Annotated in this window: 18 protein-coding genes; 4 read left to right on the top strand and 14 right to left on the bottom strand. The window is 65.5% G+C overall.

The window, feature by feature from the left end; translation table 11 throughout:
• Positions 1–134 precede the first annotated feature (134 nt).
• The 6 genes from guaA to IEY43_RS12185 all read right to left on the bottom strand — a co-directional run bounded on the left by guaA (position 135) and on the right by IEY43_RS12185 (position 6,441).
• The gene (gene guaA, locus IEY43_RS12160) at positions 135–1,721 is read right to left on the bottom strand and encodes a glutamine-hydrolyzing GMP synthase (protein ID WP_188948868.1); all 1,587 of its coding nucleotides are present in this window, start codon (positions 1,719–1,721) and stop codon (positions 135–137) included.
• Positions 1,722–1,962: 241 nt separating this feature from the next.
• Positions 1,963–2,460 carry a DUF3817 domain-containing protein gene (locus IEY43_RS12165; RefSeq protein ID WP_374189866.1) on the bottom strand — a complete coding sequence of 166 codons (498 nt, stop codon included), beginning with the start codon at positions 2,458–2,460 and terminating at the stop codon, positions 1,963–1,965.
• 19 nt (positions 2,461–2,479) lie between these two features.
• Positions 2,480–3,286, bottom strand: a complete 807-nt coding sequence (locus tag IEY43_RS12170) for an SURF1 family cytochrome oxidase biogenesis protein (RefSeq protein WP_188948869.1) — start codon at positions 3,284–3,286, stop codon at positions 2,480–2,482.
• Between the two features lie 210 nt (positions 3,287–3,496).
• Positions 3,497–4,648 carry a GuaB3 family IMP dehydrogenase-related protein gene (locus tag IEY43_RS12175; RefSeq protein WP_188948870.1) on the bottom strand — a complete coding sequence of 384 codons (1,152 nt, stop codon included), beginning with the start codon at positions 4,646–4,648 and terminating at the stop codon, positions 3,497–3,499.
• Positions 4,649–4,718: 70 nt separating this feature from the next.
• Entirely contained in the window at positions 4,719–6,065 is a 1,347-nt protein-coding gene (locus tag IEY43_RS12180) for a DUF4872 domain-containing protein (protein ID WP_188948871.1), read from the bottom strand.
• A gap of 160 nt (positions 6,066–6,225) precedes the next feature.
• Complete coding sequence (locus IEY43_RS12185; RefSeq protein ID WP_188948872.1) at positions 6,226–6,441, bottom strand: hypothetical protein; 216 nt, start codon at positions 6,439–6,441, stop codon at positions 6,226–6,228.
• 203 nt (positions 6,442–6,644) lie between these two features.
• On the opposite strand from IEY43_RS12185, the gene IEY43_RS12190 reads away from it, so the two are divergent.
• Positions 6,645–7,094 (top strand): hypothetical protein, encoded by a 450-nt coding sequence (locus IEY43_RS12190; protein ID WP_188948873.1) that lies wholly within the window; start codon positions 6,645–6,647, stop codon positions 7,092–7,094.
• Between the two features lie 581 nt (positions 7,095–7,675).
• Here IEY43_RS12190 and IEY43_RS12195 read toward each other — a convergent pair.
• Together IEY43_RS12195 and IEY43_RS12200 are read right to left on the bottom strand one after the other, a co-directional pair.
• Entirely contained in the window at positions 7,676–8,143 is a 468-nt protein-coding gene (locus IEY43_RS12195; RefSeq protein WP_188948874.1) for a hypothetical protein, read from the bottom strand.
• Between the two features lie 95 nt (positions 8,144–8,238).
• Complete coding sequence (locus IEY43_RS12200) at positions 8,239–8,892, bottom strand: hypothetical protein (RefSeq protein ID WP_188948875.1); 654 nt, start codon at positions 8,890–8,892, stop codon at positions 8,239–8,241.
• Here IEY43_RS12200 and IEY43_RS12205 point away from each other — a divergent pair.
• Positions 8,884–9,108, top strand: a complete 225-nt coding sequence (locus IEY43_RS12205; protein ID WP_188948876.1) for a hypothetical protein — start codon at positions 8,884–8,886, stop codon at positions 9,106–9,108. The two genes, IEY43_RS12200 and IEY43_RS12205, sit on opposite strands and share 9 nt — an antisense overlap.
• 21 nt (positions 9,109–9,129) lie before the next feature.
• On the top strand, positions 9,130–9,429 hold the full coding sequence (locus IEY43_RS12210; RefSeq protein WP_188948877.1) for a hypothetical protein: 300 nt from the start codon (positions 9,130–9,132) through the stop codon (positions 9,427–9,429).
• 82 nt (positions 9,430–9,511) lie between these two features.
• Here the strand turns inward: IEY43_RS12210 and IEY43_RS12215 are convergent, their stop codons facing one another.
• Positions 9,512–9,679 (bottom strand): hypothetical protein, encoded by a 168-nt coding sequence (locus IEY43_RS12215; protein WP_188948878.1) that lies wholly within the window; start codon positions 9,677–9,679, stop codon positions 9,512–9,514.
• Positions 9,680–10,375: 696 nt separating this feature from the next.
• On the opposite strand from IEY43_RS12215, the gene IEY43_RS12220 reads away from it, so the two are divergent.
• Positions 10,376–10,813, top strand: a complete 438-nt coding sequence (locus IEY43_RS12220) for a VanZ family protein (protein WP_188948879.1) — start codon at positions 10,376–10,378, stop codon at positions 10,811–10,813.
• A 67-nt stretch (positions 10,814–10,880) separates the two neighbouring features.
• Here IEY43_RS12220 and IEY43_RS12225 read toward each other — a convergent pair whose 3' ends face one another.
• The 5 genes from IEY43_RS12225 to groL form a co-directional block, all read right to left on the bottom strand.
• The gene (locus IEY43_RS12225) at positions 10,881–11,690 is read right to left on the bottom strand and encodes a class I SAM-dependent methyltransferase (protein ID WP_188948880.1); all 810 of its coding nucleotides are present in this window, start codon (positions 11,688–11,690) and stop codon (positions 10,881–10,883) included.
• Positions 11,691–11,898: 208 nt separating this feature from the next.
• Positions 11,899–13,404 carry an IMP dehydrogenase gene (gene guaB, locus IEY43_RS12230; RefSeq protein WP_188948881.1) on the bottom strand — a complete coding sequence of 502 codons (1,506 nt, stop codon included), beginning with the start codon at positions 13,402–13,404 and terminating at the stop codon, positions 11,899–11,901.
• Between the two features lie 157 nt (positions 13,405–13,561).
• Positions 13,562–15,661, bottom strand: coding sequence for an acyltransferase family protein (locus IEY43_RS12235; protein WP_188948882.1), 2,100 nt, complete (start codon positions 15,659–15,661; stop codon positions 13,562–13,564).
• Between the two features lie 234 nt (positions 15,662–15,895).
• Positions 15,896–16,864, bottom strand: a complete 969-nt coding sequence (locus tag IEY43_RS12240; RefSeq protein WP_188948883.1) for a hypothetical protein — start codon at positions 16,862–16,864, stop codon at positions 15,896–15,898.
• Between the two features lie 257 nt (positions 16,865–17,121).
• Positions 17,122–18,726, bottom strand: coding sequence for a chaperonin GroEL (gene groL / locus IEY43_RS12245; RefSeq protein ID WP_188948884.1), 1,605 nt, complete (start codon positions 18,724–18,726; stop codon positions 17,122–17,124).
• Positions 18,727–18,781: the final 55 nt, after the last annotated feature.

Raw genomic sequence — 18,781 nt, forward strand, 5'->3', positions numbered from 1 at the left:
TTTTAAGCGTGTGAAGCGGAACCCGGGCGGTGAGCCGCGGCGCATGACGCGCCGCGGCCCTTCGCATGGATTCCGCTTCGGGTGCCCGGGCTGCGCCTGGCGGCGCGTCCGGGTCCGGCACAGCTAGTTGCCGGTTACTCCCATTCGATGGTTCCCGGCGGCTTGCTGGTGACGTCCAGCACCACGCGGTTGACCCCGTCCACCTCGTTGGTGATGCGGTTGGAGATCTTGGAGAGCAGGTCGTACGGCAGGCGCGACCAGTCGGCGGTCATGGCGTCCTCGGAGGACACCGGACGCAGCACGATCGGGTGGCCGTAGGTGCGGTGGTCGCCCTGGACGCCCACGGAGCGCACGTCGGCGAGCAGTACCACCGGCATCTGCCAGACTTCGTCGTCCAGGCCGGCTGCGGTCAGCTCGGCGCGGGCGATGGCGTCGGCCTTGCGCAGGATCGAGAGGCGTTCCTCGTTGACGGCGCCGATGATGCGGATGCCCAGGCCCGGGCCGGGGAACGGCTGGCGTCCCACGATTTCCTCGGGCAGGCCCAGCTCGCGGCCCACGGCGCGCACTTCGTCCTTGAACAGGGTGCGCAGCGGCTCGACGAGTTCGAACTGCAAGTCCTCCGGCAGGCCGCCCACGTTGTGGTGGCTCTTGATGTTGGAGGTGCCCTCGCCGCCGCCGGATTCGACGATGTCCGGGTACAGGGTGCCCTGGACCAGGAACTTCACCGGCTCGCCCTCGGAAGCTTCCTTGGCGATGATCGCTGCCTCGGCGGCCTCGAACGCGCGGATGAACTCGCGGCCGATGATCTTGCGCTTGGTCTCCGGGTCGGTGACGCCGTCCAGCGCGGTCAGGAAGCGCTCGCGCTCGTCGGCGATGTACAGCTTGGCGCCGGTGGAAGCGACGAAGTCCTTCTCCACCTGCTCGGCTTCGCCTTCGCGCAGCAGGCCGTGGTTCACGAACACACAAGTCAGCTGGTCGCCGATGGCGCGCTGCACGAGTGCGGCGGCCACGGCGGAGTCAACGCCGCCGGACAGGCCGCAGATGGCCTTGCCGTTGCCGACCTGGGCGCGGATGCGCTCGATCTGCTCGTCGGCGATGTTGTCGGCGGTCCAGTCGCCCTTGAGGCCGGCGCCGTTGTACAGGAAGTTCTCCAGCACATCCTGGCCGAACTCGCAGTGCTTGACCTCCGGGTGCCACTGCACGCCGTAGAGGCGCTTGGCCTCGTTGGCGAAGGCTGCCACGGGGGCGCCAGCGGTGGTGGCCAGGACCTCGAAGCCCTCAGGGGCTACCGAGACGGCGTCGCCGTGGCTCATCCACACGGTCGGGGCGTTGGCCGCTCCGGCCAGGATGGAGCGGGGCTCGCCGGCGAATTCGGTCGCGGTGCGGCCGTATTCGCGCAGCCCGGTCTCGGAGACGGTGCCGCCCAGGGCGCTGGCCATGGCCTGGAACCCGTAGCAGATGCCGAGCACCGGCACGCCGGCGTCGAACAGGTCGGCCCCGACGGACGGGGCGCCATCGGCGTAGACGCTGGAGGGACCACCGGAAAGGATGATCGCTGTAGGGTTCTTGGCCAGGATGGCTTCGGTGGACAGGGTGTGCGGAACGATCTCCGAGTACACACGAGCCTCACGTACGCGGCGAGCAATCAGCTGCGCGTATTGGGCCCCGTAGTCGACGACCAGAACCGGCTTATGTTCTGGATTGAGGGGAGCAGTAGTCACTCCCCTAGTCTACTGGGTTCGCCGGGCGCGAAACAGCGCGGCCACTGTCATCAACGTCACCACCGGGTCACATTCGGGGCGGTTTCGGCGTCCGCAGGCCGTCCCGGACCGCTTCCGGGCGGATTCGCCGTGCGGTCAGGCACCGCGCCGCCCGGCGGCCGGGCTGCGCAGACAAGTGCGGCGGGCCGCCTCCCCGTGAGGGGAAGCGGCCCGCCGGGCGTGCTTGGTGTGCTGGCGAAGGCTAGTAGCGCTTGGCCGCCTTCGGATGGTTTTCCATTTCCGCCATGACTTCCTTGTGCACCTTGTGCTCGGTGATGAAGGACAGGAACGGCACCACGCCGCCCAGGGCGATGGTGATGAAGCGGGAGAACGGCCAGCGCATCAGGGACCAGAGGCGGAAGTCCGCGAACAGGTAGACCACGTAGAGCCAGCCGTGGGCGATCAGGATGCCCAGGGAGGCGTTGAAGCCGCCGGCGACCTCAGCCCGGTTGTGCATGCCGATGGTGTTGGCGGTGCCGTCCAGCAGCTGGCCGCCGATGAACAGCTCCAGCTGCCAGAAGTACTTGAAAACCATTTCCAGCACGAGCAGCAGCAGCATCACGCCGGTCACGTAGGCGAACACCCGGAAGAAGGCCGCTGCGGAGCGGATCTGCGCCGGGGTGCCGCCGAACTTGCGGGGGCGGGGTGCGGGGGTGGTGCTGGACATGGTCGGGCGGTCCTTCCGTGGGAGGTCAGTCATTCAAGTATGCGAGGGCGCGTCAGCTGCGCGCTTCCCCGTCGTCGTCGCGGGGGTCGTTCTGGTGGGCTTGGGCCGCGCGCTCGGCGATTTCTTCCATGCCGCGCTGGTAGTCGTCGCGCACCATCCGGTACCAGAGGAACAGCGCGAATCCGGCGAACACCACCCATTCGATGCCGTAGAAGACGTTGAGCCAGTTGACCTGGGCTTCCTGAGGCTGCGGGCCGACGAAGACGCGGGTCAGGCCCGGCTGCTCTACCGCTGCGCCGTCGGCGGTCTTCATCTCGTGGGCGGTCACGAAACCTTCGTACAAGGTGGCGTCCCACAGATTGGACAGCTGCGAGGAGGCCAGGGTCTCAAGGACCGGGTTGCGCACGTCGTGGCCCAGTTCCGGGCCTTCGGACGGCAGCAGGCGGCCGGTGATTTCCAGCTCGCCCTCGGGTGCGGGGGCAGGTGCCGAGGCGTCGGGCTGCCAACCGCGGACCACCGCGATGGCGGCGTCCTGCGGAGCGCCGTCGACGGTGAACTCGGTGACGACCCAGACGCCCTTGGCGTCGTCGTGCAGGCGCGGGGCGATCAGCTCATCGCTGCCCGCGACAAATTCGCCGCTGAAGGTGACAATCTGGTCTGCCACGGTACCCAGCAGTTCGGTGCCGACCTGGTGGTGTTCGGTCAGCGGGACGGCCACCTCGGTCTTGTCCGCTTTGACCAGCGGCTCGGATTCGGAGGAACCGAATTGCCAGCCGGACAGGGCGACGAAGCCGGTGGCCAGCGCCAGGGCGGCCAGCAGCGCGAGGAGCCATTGGGGTTTGAGGGCGGTTTTCAGCACCCTACCACCGTACTTCGATTGGCTGTAGAAGTAGAAATGCGCGGGGCGTGAGATTGACCTTGGACACCATGGGAGCCCTGGCCGGAACCTTCTGCGCGGCTGGTTCGTTGAGGCGCCGGCGGCGGGCGGAAAAGCGGCGGCCCGCCGCCTGGCCGGCAAGGGCGCAGGGGGCGGGCCGTGGAAGCCTGCGGGCGCGAGGCGCCCGGACGGCTAGAAGCGGTCGGACTCGTACGGGGAGAGCACGACGTCCACGCGCTGGAATTCCTTGAGCTTCGAGTAGCCGGTGGTGGCCATCGAGCGGCGCAGTGCGCCCACCAGGTTGGAGGTGCCGTTGGTTTCGCGCGACGGACCGTAGAGCACGTTCTCCAGCGAGCCGACGGTGCCCACGCGGGCGCGGTCGCCGCGGGGGCTGACCTCGTGGACAGCTTCCATGCCCCAGTGGTAGCCGGCACCCGGCGCCTCCTCGGCGCGAGCCAAGGCGGTGCCGAGCATGACGGCGTCGGCGCCCATGGCGATGGCCTTGACGATGTCGCCGGAGTTGCCCAGGCCGCCGTCGGCGATCACGTGCACATAGCGTCCGCCGGATTCCTCGATGTAGTCGCGGCGGGCCGCGGCGACGTCGGCGATGGCGGTGGCCATCGGGGCGTGGATGCCCAGGGTGCGGCGGGTGGTGGAGGACGCGCCGCCGCCGAAGCCGACGAGCACGCCGGCCGCGCCGGTGCGCATCAGGTGCATGGCCGGGGTGTAGCCCGCGGCGCCGCCAACGATGACCGGCACGTCGAGCTCGTAGATGAACTGCTTCAGGTTCAGCGGCTCGGTGGTCTTGGAAACGTGCTCAGCGGACACGGTGGTGCCGCGGATGACGAAGATGTCAACGCCGGCGGCCACCACGGTGCGGTAGAACTCCTGGGTGCGCTGCGGGGTCAGCGAGCCGGCAACCACCACGCCGGATTCGCGGATTTCCGCCAGCCGGGAGGTGATCAGTTCGGCCTGGATCGGGGCCGAGTAGATCTCCTGCAGCTTGGCGGTGATCTTCGGGTCGTTGCGGGTGGCCGCTTCGGAGTTCAGGCCGGCGATTTCTTCCAGCACCTTCTCCGAATCCTCGTACCGTGTCCACAGGCCTTCGAGGTTCAGCACGCCCAGGCCGCCCAGCTTGCCCAGCGCGATGGCGGTGGCCGGGGAGGTCACCGAGTCCATGGGTGCGCCGATGAACGGGGTCTCGAACTGGAAGGCATCGATCTGCCAGGAGACCGACACGTCCTTCGGGTCACGGGTGCGGCGATTCGGTACGATCGCTACGTCGTCCAGGGAATATGCCTTGGTGGCCCGCTTGCCGCGGCCGATCTCAATCTCATTACTCACGACCCTAGGTTATCAAGAGTGCGGCCGATTCCCGCTCTCGGCCACCGCCAGATTGCGCCGTGGGTCGCGTCTAGTGCGCCACACCTTCCGCGGTGCGCAGTGCGGCGGCGGTGTCGGCGAGAGACTGTGCGGCGTCCTGCTCGGCATCGGCAATCTGGTCCATGACCTGTGCCATCTTGTCGAACAGCGGCTGGCGCTGGTCGGTCTCCACCGGCTCTTCGAGCAGCTGGGCGAAGTCGATCCAGGAGGCCGCCAGCTGGGCGTAGGCAGCGGAGTGCTCCCCCAGCTCGGCCAGGCCCGGAAGGTCCGCGGCCTCGTCCAGGAAGTCCGCGTACAGCCCGCGCAGGCCGCCGATGCCGCCGAAGCGGGTGTCGGACAGGAATCCTGCCAGCTGCGACAGCCCGGTTTCCAGCTGCTCGGCATCGGCGAACATCTGGTTCCAGCCGGTTTTGCCTTCGGTGTCGCGTAGACGGGCGGCGAAGGTGCGCATGCCGGTGATGCCGAAGTTCTTGGCGAAGTGCACCGGGATGCCGCGTAGCTCGCTGGTGCCCAGCAGCCGGGCGGTGGTCTCCTGGACCGCGTCCAGCACGTTGGCGGCGAGAACCTGGGGCTTGGGCGAGCGACGGGAAGTGATCCAGGCTTGCCAGAACTTTTCGCGCTTGCGGCGGGCGCGGGCTGCGGCAAGGTCTTCGGGGCTGATGGGGTTCAGCGCGCCGGAGCCGTCGTCCACCAGCAGGTCGTCCTCGAGCTCGCCGACCACGGCCAAGTCGATGGTGTCCGACTCGTCGACCTCGCCCTCCTCGATCCAGGGCAGGGCGTTGACTGCCACGCGGACCACGACGGCGCGTCCGGCGTCCAGCCCCGTGTCGAGGTATTCGGCGGCGCGCACGGACGAGCCGGTGGTACGCTCGTTGATCTTGGCACCGCAGCGGGTGAGTAGGTTCTGAGTGTAGGGCTCCGGGTGAGCGCGAGTCACCAGGGCGATGCTGACGGCGTCCTCGTCCTGGAAGCTGTGCTGCATGAAGCCGATACCGCCGGCCAGGCCCGCGAGCATGGCTTCGGAGTACGGCTGCCCGGTCACGGGGTTGGTCACGCCGGCCTGGGTGAGCACGCGATGCCACAGTGCGGCGTCGTACTGCACCACGTTCTCCGGCGCCGGGTACTCAGGCAGTTCGTCCAGGTCGGCCGGCGCGTTGGCCGACTGCCCGGTGTTCTTCGGCTTGGCGGACTTGGCCTTGCCGGAATTCTGCTTGCCGGTTTTGCCCTGCGAGGAGTAGTTGCGCGCCTCGGCAGCCCTGGCGGCCCGCGGGCTCTCGGGCTTGTTGGTGAGAATGTTCTTGCGGGCGGTCGTATAGCTTTCGCCGGTGCGCTCCATGCGCTCGCGGGCAAGTTTCTTCAGGTTCGCTGGCTGAGCCACGTGAATCGGGTTCCTTCCGTCCTGCGGCGCCGTGGCGGGAGGGACCCCGCACGCGCACCTCGCGCCGCCATCGACCAATTCTACGTGTCAGATTGGGTTTGGCGGCCGGTCGGGGCACGTGGGATTGGCAACTGCGCGCGGAAAGGAACCCGAATGCTCGTCATTCTGGTATCGGGATGCTGGTCGGGACGCCCGCAGGACTGTAATTCCTGCGAAACCGCTGCCCCGGATCACGATCCTTGGGCAGCAACACCCATGGCAGGCCCTTCACCCACACGATCTTGATCATCTCATGGTCGAACTCGATGTGGTGGTTCTTGCACCCCGGAGCGATCTTGTCCAAATTCGTTTCCCCACCCAGATTCAAGTTCTCCACCGATTCCCAACTGGATCCCTAGCTGCGCTACTTGATTGAGCTCCATCTGTCTCCGCCGGAGAACGGGTCATTAGCAGAATTGATGAGAATACGCAGATCCCGGCCTTGTCGCGCACGCAACCATTGAAGCCGTTGGTGCCGACCCAACCAATGCAGCAAACCCATGAATACAAGCGCATTGGCACCACTAAGCTGTTCGCGCCTTGGATGTTGTGACGGGAGGGGTCAGTGCCAGCAAGTTCCACCCGAAGTACTCGGATGTGGAGTTCGTGGCGCTCGTCCAGCAGGTCGCCGATGCCCATTCAGACGTGGAGTTGCGTGTCATATGCGATAACTACAGCACCCATAATCATGAGTATTTGAAGAACTGGCAAGTAGTGAATCCGTGGGTGGACATGCACTTCGCCCCGACCAGCAGTTCCCTGTTGAACAAGTTGGCGTTCTCCTCTGGCATCATTACCTGCCTGTGTTTGAAGCGGTCGAGTTTCACTTTACTAGCCGAGTTGGAGGCTACCTTGGTTCGGCATTTCGAAAGGTATAAGCAAGATGCAAAACAATTCAAGTGGTCGAAGACCGCTACTTACCCGCTGGGCGGGATGATGCGCAAGGCGAAGAGCGGCGATCCGCTTATTGAAGCCCGAACGAATAATTAAAACGGAATACTAAGTGCTCACATGCTCGTGTAAGGCGACAGTCGCTGAAGGCCGGCGACGGAACAAGCCCTTCTCGGCGTAATTTCTGAACCGATTCCGCAATTCAGTGTCGTATCGCTGGACTTGTAGATCAACGCTGAAAGGCCCCGAACTCTTCCTTCGAAATGTTCGGGGCATTCTTCAATCGCGAAATCCGTGAAATCGCGGGAATGCTTACTTAACCTTTTCTAGGATCTCTACGAGAGGCCAGCACTTGTTATGGAAGAAAATTACCTACGGTTGCAGCTAAGCCACCGCCTTCCACCTCAGAGAATTGCTACACACTAGGCCCTGGATAAGTTGCTTAATCCTCTTCAGCTCTCTGATCCCGAACCGCGGCTACAACTGCAGTAACCAGCGCAAAGACAAACGCAATCCAAAGATTCTCAAATACTGCAAGTATCGACCGTCCAGAAACTGCACAGTAGACGACAGTCAGTACTGCTAGTCCCAAGATGGAAACCGCGAGATAAGTCATTACCCGTCGCGCGACAGTTTTTTGTAGCCATTTCAACTTTGATCGTTCCTAACAAAGACCATGCCTACCCGGGGTAGGGAGCGTTCCGAAGTGGCGCAAGTTGCGATGCGGTCAGGCCTGCAGCAGCAAGTGCCGCGGCAATCTTTTTTCGGTACTTCCACACTAGACGGGCTACTCGAATGAGGACCCATGATGTGGCAGGAATACCAACGCAACCGACAATAACCTCTGTCACTTGCATAATTACTTGATTTTTGGAGATACCTTTCCGGAACACCCATATCGCCGTTAACGCACAGCTCACAATAGCTGCTGGCCCAGGAAGAGGAAGCCCAGCAGGAACAGCCATGCCCATGTCCCTAATTTTCTTCTGGGTTTTTGCTATTTGGGCGACTTCGGCATCCGTCAGCTGCCCAAACTTCTCAAATGCAAGTTCAATATCTTCAACATCTTGCAGGTCTTTATTGTTCGATTCACACGAGTTACAGTTGGTCCCCGATTTTGGATTTTGCGCTACCTCAGACTTAGTCACGTCATTTAGGGTGCTAGGAGCAAGCAATCCAACAAGGACCACTGGCGCTAGGTTAAAAAGTACATTGCGACGATCTAAGGTCATACCAACCAGCCTTACTTCATTTGAGATACGAATTCACTACATGTCATAACGCTAGAGTCTAACTGCTGATTTCTCAAGATGCTGCATGTATTACGCCCGCTGAATACACATTCCGAAACATTGAGTATTTTTGACGCCACAATCAACGAAGCCTTCTGCAATCCACCCAGTTGGACCGGGAACGAAGCTGTGTGTGATCCGAAGTCCAGTAGCACCCCGTCGCTGTTGAACACCGCCGGAATCAGATCCGCCTGGCACAGCAGCTGCCGCAGCGCGGCCGGCGGCAGGTCCACCCCGTGCGCGGTCTGCGGCGTCGAGGACGCCAGATGTTGCAGGTCGTTCAGCTGCAGGTGGGCGATAACCACCGGGCGCAACCGCTTGCGCCCGCGCCGCGGCGGGGACTCGTCAGGCTCGCTACCGGAACGTGCCTCTCCGTCCTCGGGCCAACCGCCGACTTCGGCGTTGTCGGCATCGAAGGGGGACCCTCGGCCCTGATCCCCGTCCCCGGTGGTTCCGGGCGGGTCGTCGCCGGTGGAGTCCAGCAGGATCTCCAGCAAGGCGTTCAACGCACGTTCGGGCGGGGTCGCTGCGGGCATGAACAGCTCGTCATCGTCCCAGCGTAGCTTCTCGGAGCCTTCGGGCAGCAGGTCCTGGATGTGGACCATCCGCCTTCCCCGTCGGGACCGGTGCAGGTAGCTTCGGCCCCGGCCGGTGCGGCGCTGGCGTCCGCAGCATCCTCGCTGCCGGCGGTTGCGGCGCTGGTGCTGCCGGTGGTGGAGTCGGTATCAGAGGAGTGCGAGGCACCAGTACTGACGGTTGCTCCGGTGCCGGCTTCGGTCCCGGGGCCTGTCTGCGGTTCTTGGGACTGCCCCGAAGGCTGATTGGGGTTGTCAGCGGGGTCCTTGAAAAACGACGCCCCAGCCACCGGCCCCGACCCCGGTCCTTGGTTCGGGTTCGCCGCGGCAGGGTTCATCCGCGCGGCTTGCCCGGCCTGCGTGCTGGCCTTGTTCGCCGCCGCGATCAACGCATCCACCCACGAACCCTCCGCCGTGGAGGTCCGCACCAAAAACTCGCGGAAGTGCGGACTGCGGATCGGCAACGGAAACACCCCACGGCGCAAGGACGCCGGCGGGACCGGCCCGGACCGGTTGATCGCCTCCAAATCAGGGACGCGATCTTCTTCACCGCCGCGAACGGAATGAATTCCTCGGCCAGGACTTGGGCTGTGTGTTCCTCCACGGTGCGCCCGTCGGCATGCTTCAGGCTCGGGCTGGTGGCGGTGCCTTAGAAGGTGCGGTCCTCCGGTTCGACCTTGGCCAGTTTCCGGCTGGCCTGTCGCACCACCGTCGGATCCACCCCGAACTCGAAGAGCAGGGCGGCCAGGTGCTCGAAGCGCGGGGCAACCCGGGCCCCGGTGAAGTCCTTGCCCCACCAAGTCCATGGATCCAGCACTAGGCGGTGGGGGTGCCAGTAGGGGGTGGGTGTGCCAGTAGGGGGTGCGGGTCCACGAAGCCAACAGTTCGTCGGGGTTGCGGTAACAGGCCCGGCCGGAGGCCCGGGCCGGGGTGCTGGTGGCGTCGGCAGGGTGCTCGCGCAGGGCGTCCAGCTCGCTTTGGGCCAGGGTGTGGGCGGCGGTGGCGCGTTCGGCGGCGACCAAATCCATGCGGGTCGCCTCGAACCCGAGTTGCTGGGCGGTGGCTGCTAGCTCCAACGCCAGGCGCGAGTCGGTGGTGTCGGCGAGGGTTTCGCGCAGCGCGGCGAAGGTGTCCAGCAGGCTGGTGCACAGGTCCCGCAGCTGGGTGCCGGTGAGTTCGTGCAGGGCGGCACCGGGCGTGGGACGTACCTGGGTGAGTACGTGGTGCAGGCTGGTGAGGCCTTGGGCCAGTGCGGTGGTGTTCATGGCTCCAGTGAACGCCGGGGAGCTTGGTGTGGTAGTGGGTGGGGTGCGGATTGTGGAGAAGTACCTGAAAAGATTTATTGCGGGTGCCTGGGATGCCACGCGGCACCATGGTTCAGGGGGCGTTGGTCGCCGTGAAACACAGGTAGTCACTGGCGATACACGCGTGCCGGTCCTGCGGGTCTTGCGATCTTGAACCAGACTAAAATTGTGGATGTATGTGTTTGCGCAACTTCTTGGGGGTAGTTGGAGTGAAGAACGGATCAGCCCGGTGGGCGTTGGTTGCGGCGGCGTTGTATGCCATCGCGCTGGTGCTGGTGGCGTTCTGGCCGATACCCGTGGACGCCGAGGCGGGGCCGTGGCTGTTCGCGTTCATCGACCAGCTGCACCGGATCGGCGTGCCGCAGTGGTTCGGCTACGGCGAGATCGAATTCGGCGCGAACATCGTGTACTTCATGCCGCTGGGCCTGCTGGCTTCGTGGTGGCTGCGCAGGCCGTGGCTGGCCGTGCTGTGCGGGCTGGCGGTTTCCGTGATGATCGAAACCGGGCAGCTGCTCCTGCTCCCGGACCGGGTGCCCTCGGCCAGGGACCTGGTGGCCAATACCCTCGGCACGGTGCTGGGTGTGCTGGTTTTCGTGCTGTGCCGCGGCTGGCTGCGCCATCGCGCGAGGCAGGGCGCCGCACGCTGAGCCGCGGGCGCGTCCGCACCGGGGACGCAGCGCCGCTCCCCCGGGACGGGCGGCCGCACTGAGCGCGCTATTCGGGCTTGCGTGAGATGAGCAGCGTCGGGGTGACCTGCCGGTCGCGGACCGCCTCGATGGAGTGCTGCCGGCGCAGCACCACGTCCTCGCCCAGGATCAAGGCTCCGGACAGCGGGGCGCCGCCCTGCTGCAGCATCAGCGCTGCCCGGGCGAGCACCTCGTCGCGGTGCTCCAGGCTGCGCTGCACGTCGAACCCTGCGCCTTCCAGGTAGCCGCGGTAGGCGGCTTCGGATTCCACATGGGAGGATTCCCTGGTGATGGACCAGGGCATCGGGAAGGTCAGCTCGTTGGTGCCCATCAGGTCGTAGACGCCGAAGACGCCGCCGGGGCGCAGCAGCCGGAAGACCTCGGCGAACACCGCGGCCTTGTCGGCGATGTTCATGCCCACGTGCAGCATCAGCGCCGCGTCGAAGGAGCCCTCAGGCAGCCCGGTGTCCTGGCCGGGCCGGTTGAGCATGGTGACGGCGCCGTCGAGCCCGCAGGCGCGGTTCAATTCGGTGGCCAGGTCGACGAACTCCGCGGTGACGTCCACCCCGGTGACTTTCGCGCCGCGGCCGGCGAAGTAGCGGGCCGGCCCGCCCATGCCGCTGCCGACATCCAGCAGGCGGGCGCCGTCGTCGAGCGCCAGGGTGTCGGCGATCCAGACGGTGGTGTGCTTCCCGCCCAGGTGCAGGTGGTCGGCTTCATTGGTATCCTCGGCCCGCAGCCGGGCCGGGTCGTGTCCGGCGGCGCGCAGCGCGGCGAACAGGGACTCGCGCACGTTGCCGGAGGCGTAGTGGACGATGGTTTCCTCGGTGTCGCTCATGGCGCACCCTCCATGTTCTGCGGGCCGGGGTCGGGGTTTCGGGGCGAAACCGGCAGTAGGCCAGGGCGTCGTGCATCCCATGATAAGTCCGTGAGCGGCGCGCGGACCCATGCATGTGCAGCGAATCCTCCGGCAGCGCCCGGGCACGGGAAAACCCCGCCCCTGCGCGCCGGATGGGCGGGCTGGGACGGGGTTTGGCCTGGAGTCTTTAGCGCGAACGGTAGTTCGGGGCTTCGACCGTCATCATGATGTCGTGCGGGTGCGATTCCTTCAGGCCGGCGGCGGTGATGCGGACGAACTTGCCGCGCGCCTTCAGCTCTTCGATGGTCGGGCCGCCCACGTAGAACATGGTCTGGCGCAGGCCGCCGACCAGCTGGTGCACCACGGCGGACAGCGGGCCGCGGTACGGGACCTGGCCTTCGATGCCTTCCGGGATCAGCTTCTCGTTGGACGGCACGTCCGACTGGAAGTAGCGGTCCTTGGAGTAGGAGGTGTTCTTGCCGCGGGTTTCCATGGCGCCCAGGGAGCCCATGCCGCGGTAGGCCTTGAACTGCTTGCCGCCCATGAAGACCAGGTCGCCCGGGGACTCGGCGGTGCCTGCCAGCAGGGAGCCGAGCATGACCGAGTCGGCGCCGGCCACCAGGGCCTTGCCGATGTCGCCCGAGTGCTGCAGGCCGCCGTCGGCGATCAGCGGCACGCCGGCCGGGATGGCCGCTTTGGCTGCCTCGTAGATGGCGGTGACCTGCGGGACGCCCACGCCTGCGACGATGCGGGTGGTGCAGATGGAACCCGGGCCCACGCCGACCTTGATGGCGTCGGCGCCGGCGTCGATCAGGGCCTTGGCGCCCTCGAAGGTGGCGGCCTGGCCGCCGATGACGTCAACGTGGGCCGCGGCGGGGTCCTTCTTCAGGCGGGCGATCATTTCCAGCACGCCCTTGGAGTGGCCGTTGGCGGTGTCCACGACCAGCGCGTCGACGCCGGCGTCGATCAGGGTCATGGCGCGCTCGTAGCCTTCGCCGAAGAAGCCCACGGCGGCGGCCACGCGCAGGCGGCCGTCCTCGTCCTTGGTGGCCAGCGGGTACTGCTCGGCCTTGTCGAAGTCCTTGACGGTGATCAGGCCGGTCAGCTTGCCCTCGTCGTCGACCAGCGGGAGCTTCTCGATGCGGTTCTTGGAGAGCAGCTCGATGACGGTCTCGCGGGAGACGCCGTCCTTGGCGGTGATCAGCGGCATGCCGGTCATCACCTCGTAGACCTTGGTGGTCAGGTACTGCTCGCGCGGCACGAAGCGGGTGTCGCGGTTGGTGATGATGCCCAGCAGCTTGTTGTTCTCGTCAACCACCGGCAGGCCGGAGACGCGGTACTGCGCGCACAGGTCATCCCAATCGGCCAGGGTGGCGCCCGGGTGCACGGTGACCGGGTCGGTGATCATGCCCGACTCGGAGCGCTTGACCTGGTCGACCTGCTTGGCCTGGTCCGAGATGGACAGGTTGCGGTGGATCACGCCGATGCCGCCCTGGCGGGCCAACGCGATTGCCATCGGAGCCTCGGTGACGGTGTCCATGGCGGCCGAGCTGATCGGCACCTGGATGTTGATGCGCTTGGTGAAGCGGGTGGTGGTGTCGGCGTTGGACGGGATCACATCCGTTGGGCCGGGCAGCAGCAGCACGTCGTCGTAGGTGAGTCCTTCAAAGGCAAAGGGGTTGAACTCAGTCACGTAGGAACCTTTCGGGGCGAAAGCGGAGGTTGCTTATATGTTAGAGCCCTTTTGGCTGATCCGTGATTCCCAGTCGGGCCACTGTGTCCAACTTCATGTCCCGGTGCCGTCATACGCGCAGATCAACGGCGAATACGGCAAGGACGCCGCAACCGGGCTAGTTCGTGAAGCCGGTGGCCGCGCGGAAGGCGGCGGCGAACTCGTCCGCGGCGCTGTCCACGAACATCTTGGACAGGTGCGAGTTGTCCAGATAGGTCAGCACGTTGCCGATGACCGCCTTGCACACCCCCTGAGGGCAGAGCACCGGGGTCAGGTCCAGGGAGATCACCGTGGCGCCGTAATCGGCGGATTCCAGCCAGGTGTCCACCGGGTTGGTTTCGTTGAGCAGCTCGGAGGCCAGCCCGTCGCAGCGCGAGGGGTCGGACTTGGCGGAGTCCACGCATTCGGGAATGAGGTATTCGTAGCGCGGGGTGTCGCGCACCGCAACGACCTTGCTGCCGGCGGCCAGGAACGGGAAGATCGCCTGGTCGAACCCGTCGACCAGTGCTTCCTGCTCCCCCGGGGTGCGCAGCTCCGCATCGTAGCCCTGCACGGTCATGCTGGCGTTGGCCATCACCCAGGTGGGGGCCAGCGCGGTCACGTACTCCTGCGCGGCGTCCTGGAAGTCGGCGCAGGCCGGTTCGGAGCGCGCCGCGTCGGAGCCGTAGCGGCAGCCCGGGTGGTGCAGCAGGATCCAGCTGCCGCCGGAATCCTCCATCATCCGCGCCCCTGCCTCGGACCAGTGCTGCATGTGCGAGTCGCCCAGCATCACCAGCACCGGTTCCCCGGCGGTGAAGTCCCCGCCCTGCCGGCAGAAGGTGATGCGCGGGTCATCGGGATCCTGCGCCCCGGAACAATCCTGCCCCGGGTTCTGCCATTCGCCGTCCAGGTCCGTAGCCAGCGGCAGGGTCAGCGCGGCCGGCGAGGGGTCCCAGTCCACGCTCGCGGTGGCCCCGGGTGTCTCCTCGGGGGCCTGCGCCGCGGCCACCGTGCGGCGGTATTCGACGTTGCCCTCCCAAGCGAGCACCGGGACGCTGACGATTCCCACCCCGATCACCGCGACCAGCACTCCGGAAGCCAGCTGAGCCTGGCGTCCTTGGAGCATTGCGCCGAAGTCCACGGTGGCCTGCCAGGAGGCCAGTGGCTTCTCCACCCAGCGAGTGGTGCACCAGGACAGGGTGATGGATACCAGGATCAGCAGCGCCCCGGGAAGGATCCCGGCGCGGCTGGAGCCGCTCAAGGTCAGGTAGAACACCAGCAGCGGCCAGTGCCACAGGTACATGCCGTAGGACAGGTCCCCCAGCCTGCGCAGCGGCGCCAGCGACAGCAGGCCGGAAGGGTTGGCCCAGCTGCGGGCGGACGGCGCCATGATGACCAGCGCGGCACCCAGGGTCGGGACCAGCGCGATGTAGCCGGGGAATTGGCCCTGCACGTCCAGCAGCGCGCCGCAGGAGATGATCGTTGCAAGGCCCGCCCAGCCGCCGATCCGGCGCAGCCGCTCGGGCAGCGTGGACAACCAGGGCAGCGCGAGCGCCAGCAGGGAGCCCAGCGCGAATTCCCACAGCCGGGCGCCGGTGTGGAAGTAGGCGACCTGCTGGTTGGCGGCGGTCAGCTGGATGGAGAAGGCCAGTGATCCGGCGAAAATGAGCCCGAAGGCGGTGCCGGCCACCCAGGCGAAGCTGTGCCGGGAGAAAAACAGCTTCCAGAGAAGCGCGCACGCCGCGAGGATCAGCGGCCACAGGATGAAAATCTGCCCCTGGACGGATAGCGACCAGAAGTGCTGCAGCGGCGAGGAGGCAGCGGTGTCGAAGGCGTAGTAGTCGACCTGGTTCTCGGCCAGGTACCAGTTCTGCTTGTAGAACAGGGAAGCGAAGGACTGGTCGATCAGCTGCGGCCAGCGATTGCTGGGCAGCAGCACCCATGAACCGATCACCACCGCGAGGACCACCACTGCGGCCTGCGGCACCAGCCGGGAGAAGCGGTGCGCCCATTGGCCCAGAACCCGGGGGCGTTCGCCGCGGCTGACGCGCTTGGCCACGGAGGCGGTGAGGAAGAAGGCGGAGAGCATCAGGAAGATGTCCACTCCCCCGGAGACCCGGGAGAACCAGATGTGGTAGACCATCACCAGCAGCACCGCCAGGGCGCGCAGTCCCTGCAGGTCGGTCCTGAATCCGGGTTTGGATTCGGCTTTCCTGGCGGGGGTGATCGTCAACGACACGAACAGGTGCTTTCCTCGGGGACAGAACACGTCCGGGGCCTTAGCCCATTCCAGACATCATCCGATCCTAGCAAGCAGGAATTTGTATTCCATTTGAACTGATTGCCGGCCTACGGACCTTTGCGGAAGCAGCGGCTGCCCAAGTGCCCGTACAAGGCGGTGAGGCCGGAGAGCTTTGCGCTCCCGGGCCAGCGCCCGCGCCTGGACCATCGGCAGTTTGCTGGATCGGGATTCCTACTCTTCGCGGCTCTTGGGTTCGAACATGGACAGCGGGAGTCGGGAGGCGAATACGCGGAACACCAGTCCCATCAACACCGTGCCCGGCACCGCAGCCAACAGATAAGTCCCGATGTGGGATGCCGAAGAGTTATTGGGGCCGTTGGCAAAATCCACGGGCACAGCAATCTCCGGGGCCAGAGGATCGACGACCACGCTGATTGTGTCACCCAGATTCATGGACTTCAGCCTTGGGATGTCGCGCCACAGGCTGAGACGTCGGCCATCGACGTCAACCTTGGCAGGCTCGCCCGAGCGGCCAGTGATTTCGTGCGCCGCCAAGGTCGCTTCCTGATGCGGATAGGTTTGAACCAGCATGCTGTCGTGGGCAAACGACGCCTTGTCGTCTGCGATGATCGTCCAGCCGAATCCGACGGATATCACCAGACTGAAGCAGATCACCGTGTAGCGCACGGCAGGCGAGGCGTGCTGGGCCGAAAGCACCAACTGTTCAAAGCGACCGGCCTCGGGTTTGACACCGCGTTCGCGAAGAACGTGGGATGGACGGTCGTGCTTGAGCAGCAGCTGATAACCAAGGAGCCACGCGAGCAGGGTGAACACCAGGGACAGCAGCACGCTCTCAAGTCCCCCGGCCTTTATCTGGGCCTCGGCGTCGGCCTGCCAGTCCTGGTCCCCTCCGACAACATAGTAGAAACCTGCGGACCATTCGTCGGGATCTTCCACGATGTTGACGGAACTACCAGATGGCAGCACAAAGCTAGGGGTGCACACCGTTTGCGCTTCAATAGGCCCTTCCGCACTGCGAGAGCCAGTGGGTTGGACCGTCACCGAACAGATCTCGAAGTCCTGCGACAGGACTGTGGCCGTAAATGGCCGCTCCACGGCGGTGAAGACAGCGATGCGTTCCGATTCGTCTTCGGCCGCCCAGATGATTCCCATTGAGATGGCAAAGGTGGAAAGCACCATGACAAGGACCATGATGATTCGTGTGCCCCGGCGTGGGTAGCGCCGCAGATTCCACCACGGAACCTTGCGGCGCGGTGCCGGGCGCGCACCGTTCCAAGCTCTGTTCATTGTCCGTTCTTTCCCGGTCCACCGTCGATGAACCCCCTCATTAACACGCCAAGTCAAGGGTCGTTGAAATGTACACAAGGTTAAAGCACGACGCCGCCGAATCGAGCGCAAGCTCGATCCGGCGGCGTCGTTTGCTGCCAGGCTAAGGCCTAGTGGCTGTGTGCTGCTTCCGGATCCTCGGCTGGCTTGTCAGCCACGAGAGTTTCGGTGGTCAGCACCAGGGCCGCGATCGAGGCCGCGTTGCGCAGCGCCGAGCGGGTGACCTTGACCGGGTCGATGACGCCTGCGGACAGCAGGTTCTCGTAGACGCCGGTCTTGGCGTTGAAGCCCTCGTTGGCGCCGGATTCTGCCACCTTGGAAGCCACCACGGAGCCGTCGTAGCCGGCGTTGGTCGCGATCCAGAACAGCGGCTGCACCAGTGCGCGGCGGACGATGGCCACGCCTGCGGCGATGTCGCCCTCTGCGGAGGTGGCGCGGGCATCCTCATCCAGTGCGGACAGGGCATCGACCAGGGCGGTACCGCCGCCGGCCACGATGCCCTCTTCCAGCGCTGCACGGGTGGAGGACACGGCGTCCTCGATGCGGTGCTTGCGTTCCTTCAGCTCCACCTCGGTCGACGCGCCGACCTTGATGACGCCGATGCCACCGGCCAGCTTGGCCAGGCGCTCGGAAAGCTTCTCGCGGTCCCACTCCGAATCGGTGCGGGACAGCTCGGCCTTCAACTGGGCCACACGGTCCTGCACGTCTTCCTCGGTTCCGGCGCCATCCACGATGGTGGTCGAATCCTTGGTGATGGTCACGCGGCGGGCCGAGCCGAGCACCTCGGTGCCGACCTGGTCCAGCGACAGACCCAGCTCAGGGGAAACCACCTGGGCGCCGGTGAGGATCGCCAGATCCTGCATCATGGCCTTGCGGCGGTCGCCGAAGCCCGGAGCCTTGACGGCTACCACGTTCAGCAGGCCGCGCAGCTTGTTGACCACCAGCGTGGACAGGGCTTCGCCCTCGACGTCCTCGGCGATGATCAGCAGCGGTTTCTTGGCCTCCAGGACCTTTTCCAGCAGCGGCAGGAACTCCGCCACGGTGGAGATCTTGCCCGGGTTGATCAGGATCAGGGCGTCTTCCAGGACAACTTCCTGGCGCTCTGCATCGGTGATGAACTGCGGGGACAGGTAGCCCTTGTCGAACTGCATGCCCTCGGTGAGGACCAGCTCGGTGGCGGTGGTGGAGGATTCCTCGATCGTGATGACACCGTCGGTGCCCACGGTCTTGAAGGCCTCGGCCAGCAGGTCGCCGATCTCGTCCGACTGCGCGGAGATGGCGGCCACGTTGGCAACCTTGTCCTCCACGGCCACGGCGTTGGCGGCCAGGCGCTCGGAGACGATCTCGGTGGCCAGCTCGATGCCCTTGCGGATATCGCCAGGGGCGGCGCCGGCGGCCACGTTCTTCAGGCCTTCCTTGACCAGTGCCTGGGCCAGGACGGTGGCGGTGGTGGTGCCATCGCCGGCCACGTCGTTGGTCTTGGTGGCGACTTCCTTGGCCAGCTGTGCGCCGAGGTTCTCGTACGGATCTTCCAGATCGATGTCACGGGCAATGGTGACACCGTCGTTGGTGATGGTCGGGGCGCCCCAGGTCTTGGCGAGCACCACGTTGCGGCCGAGGGGGCCGAGGGTGACCTTCACGGTGTTTGCGAGCTTATCGATGCCCGCTTCGAGGGCACGGCGTGCTTCCTCGTTGAATGCTAGCTGCTTAGCCATGCATTGACTCCTGAAAGTTCGGCTGCATCCACAGACCTCTCCCCCGCGTCCGGCG

Source organism: Glutamicibacter protophormiae, from assembly GCF_014647495.1.
GTDB lineage: Bacteria > Actinomycetota > Actinomycetes > Actinomycetales > Micrococcaceae > Glutamicibacter > Glutamicibacter protophormiae.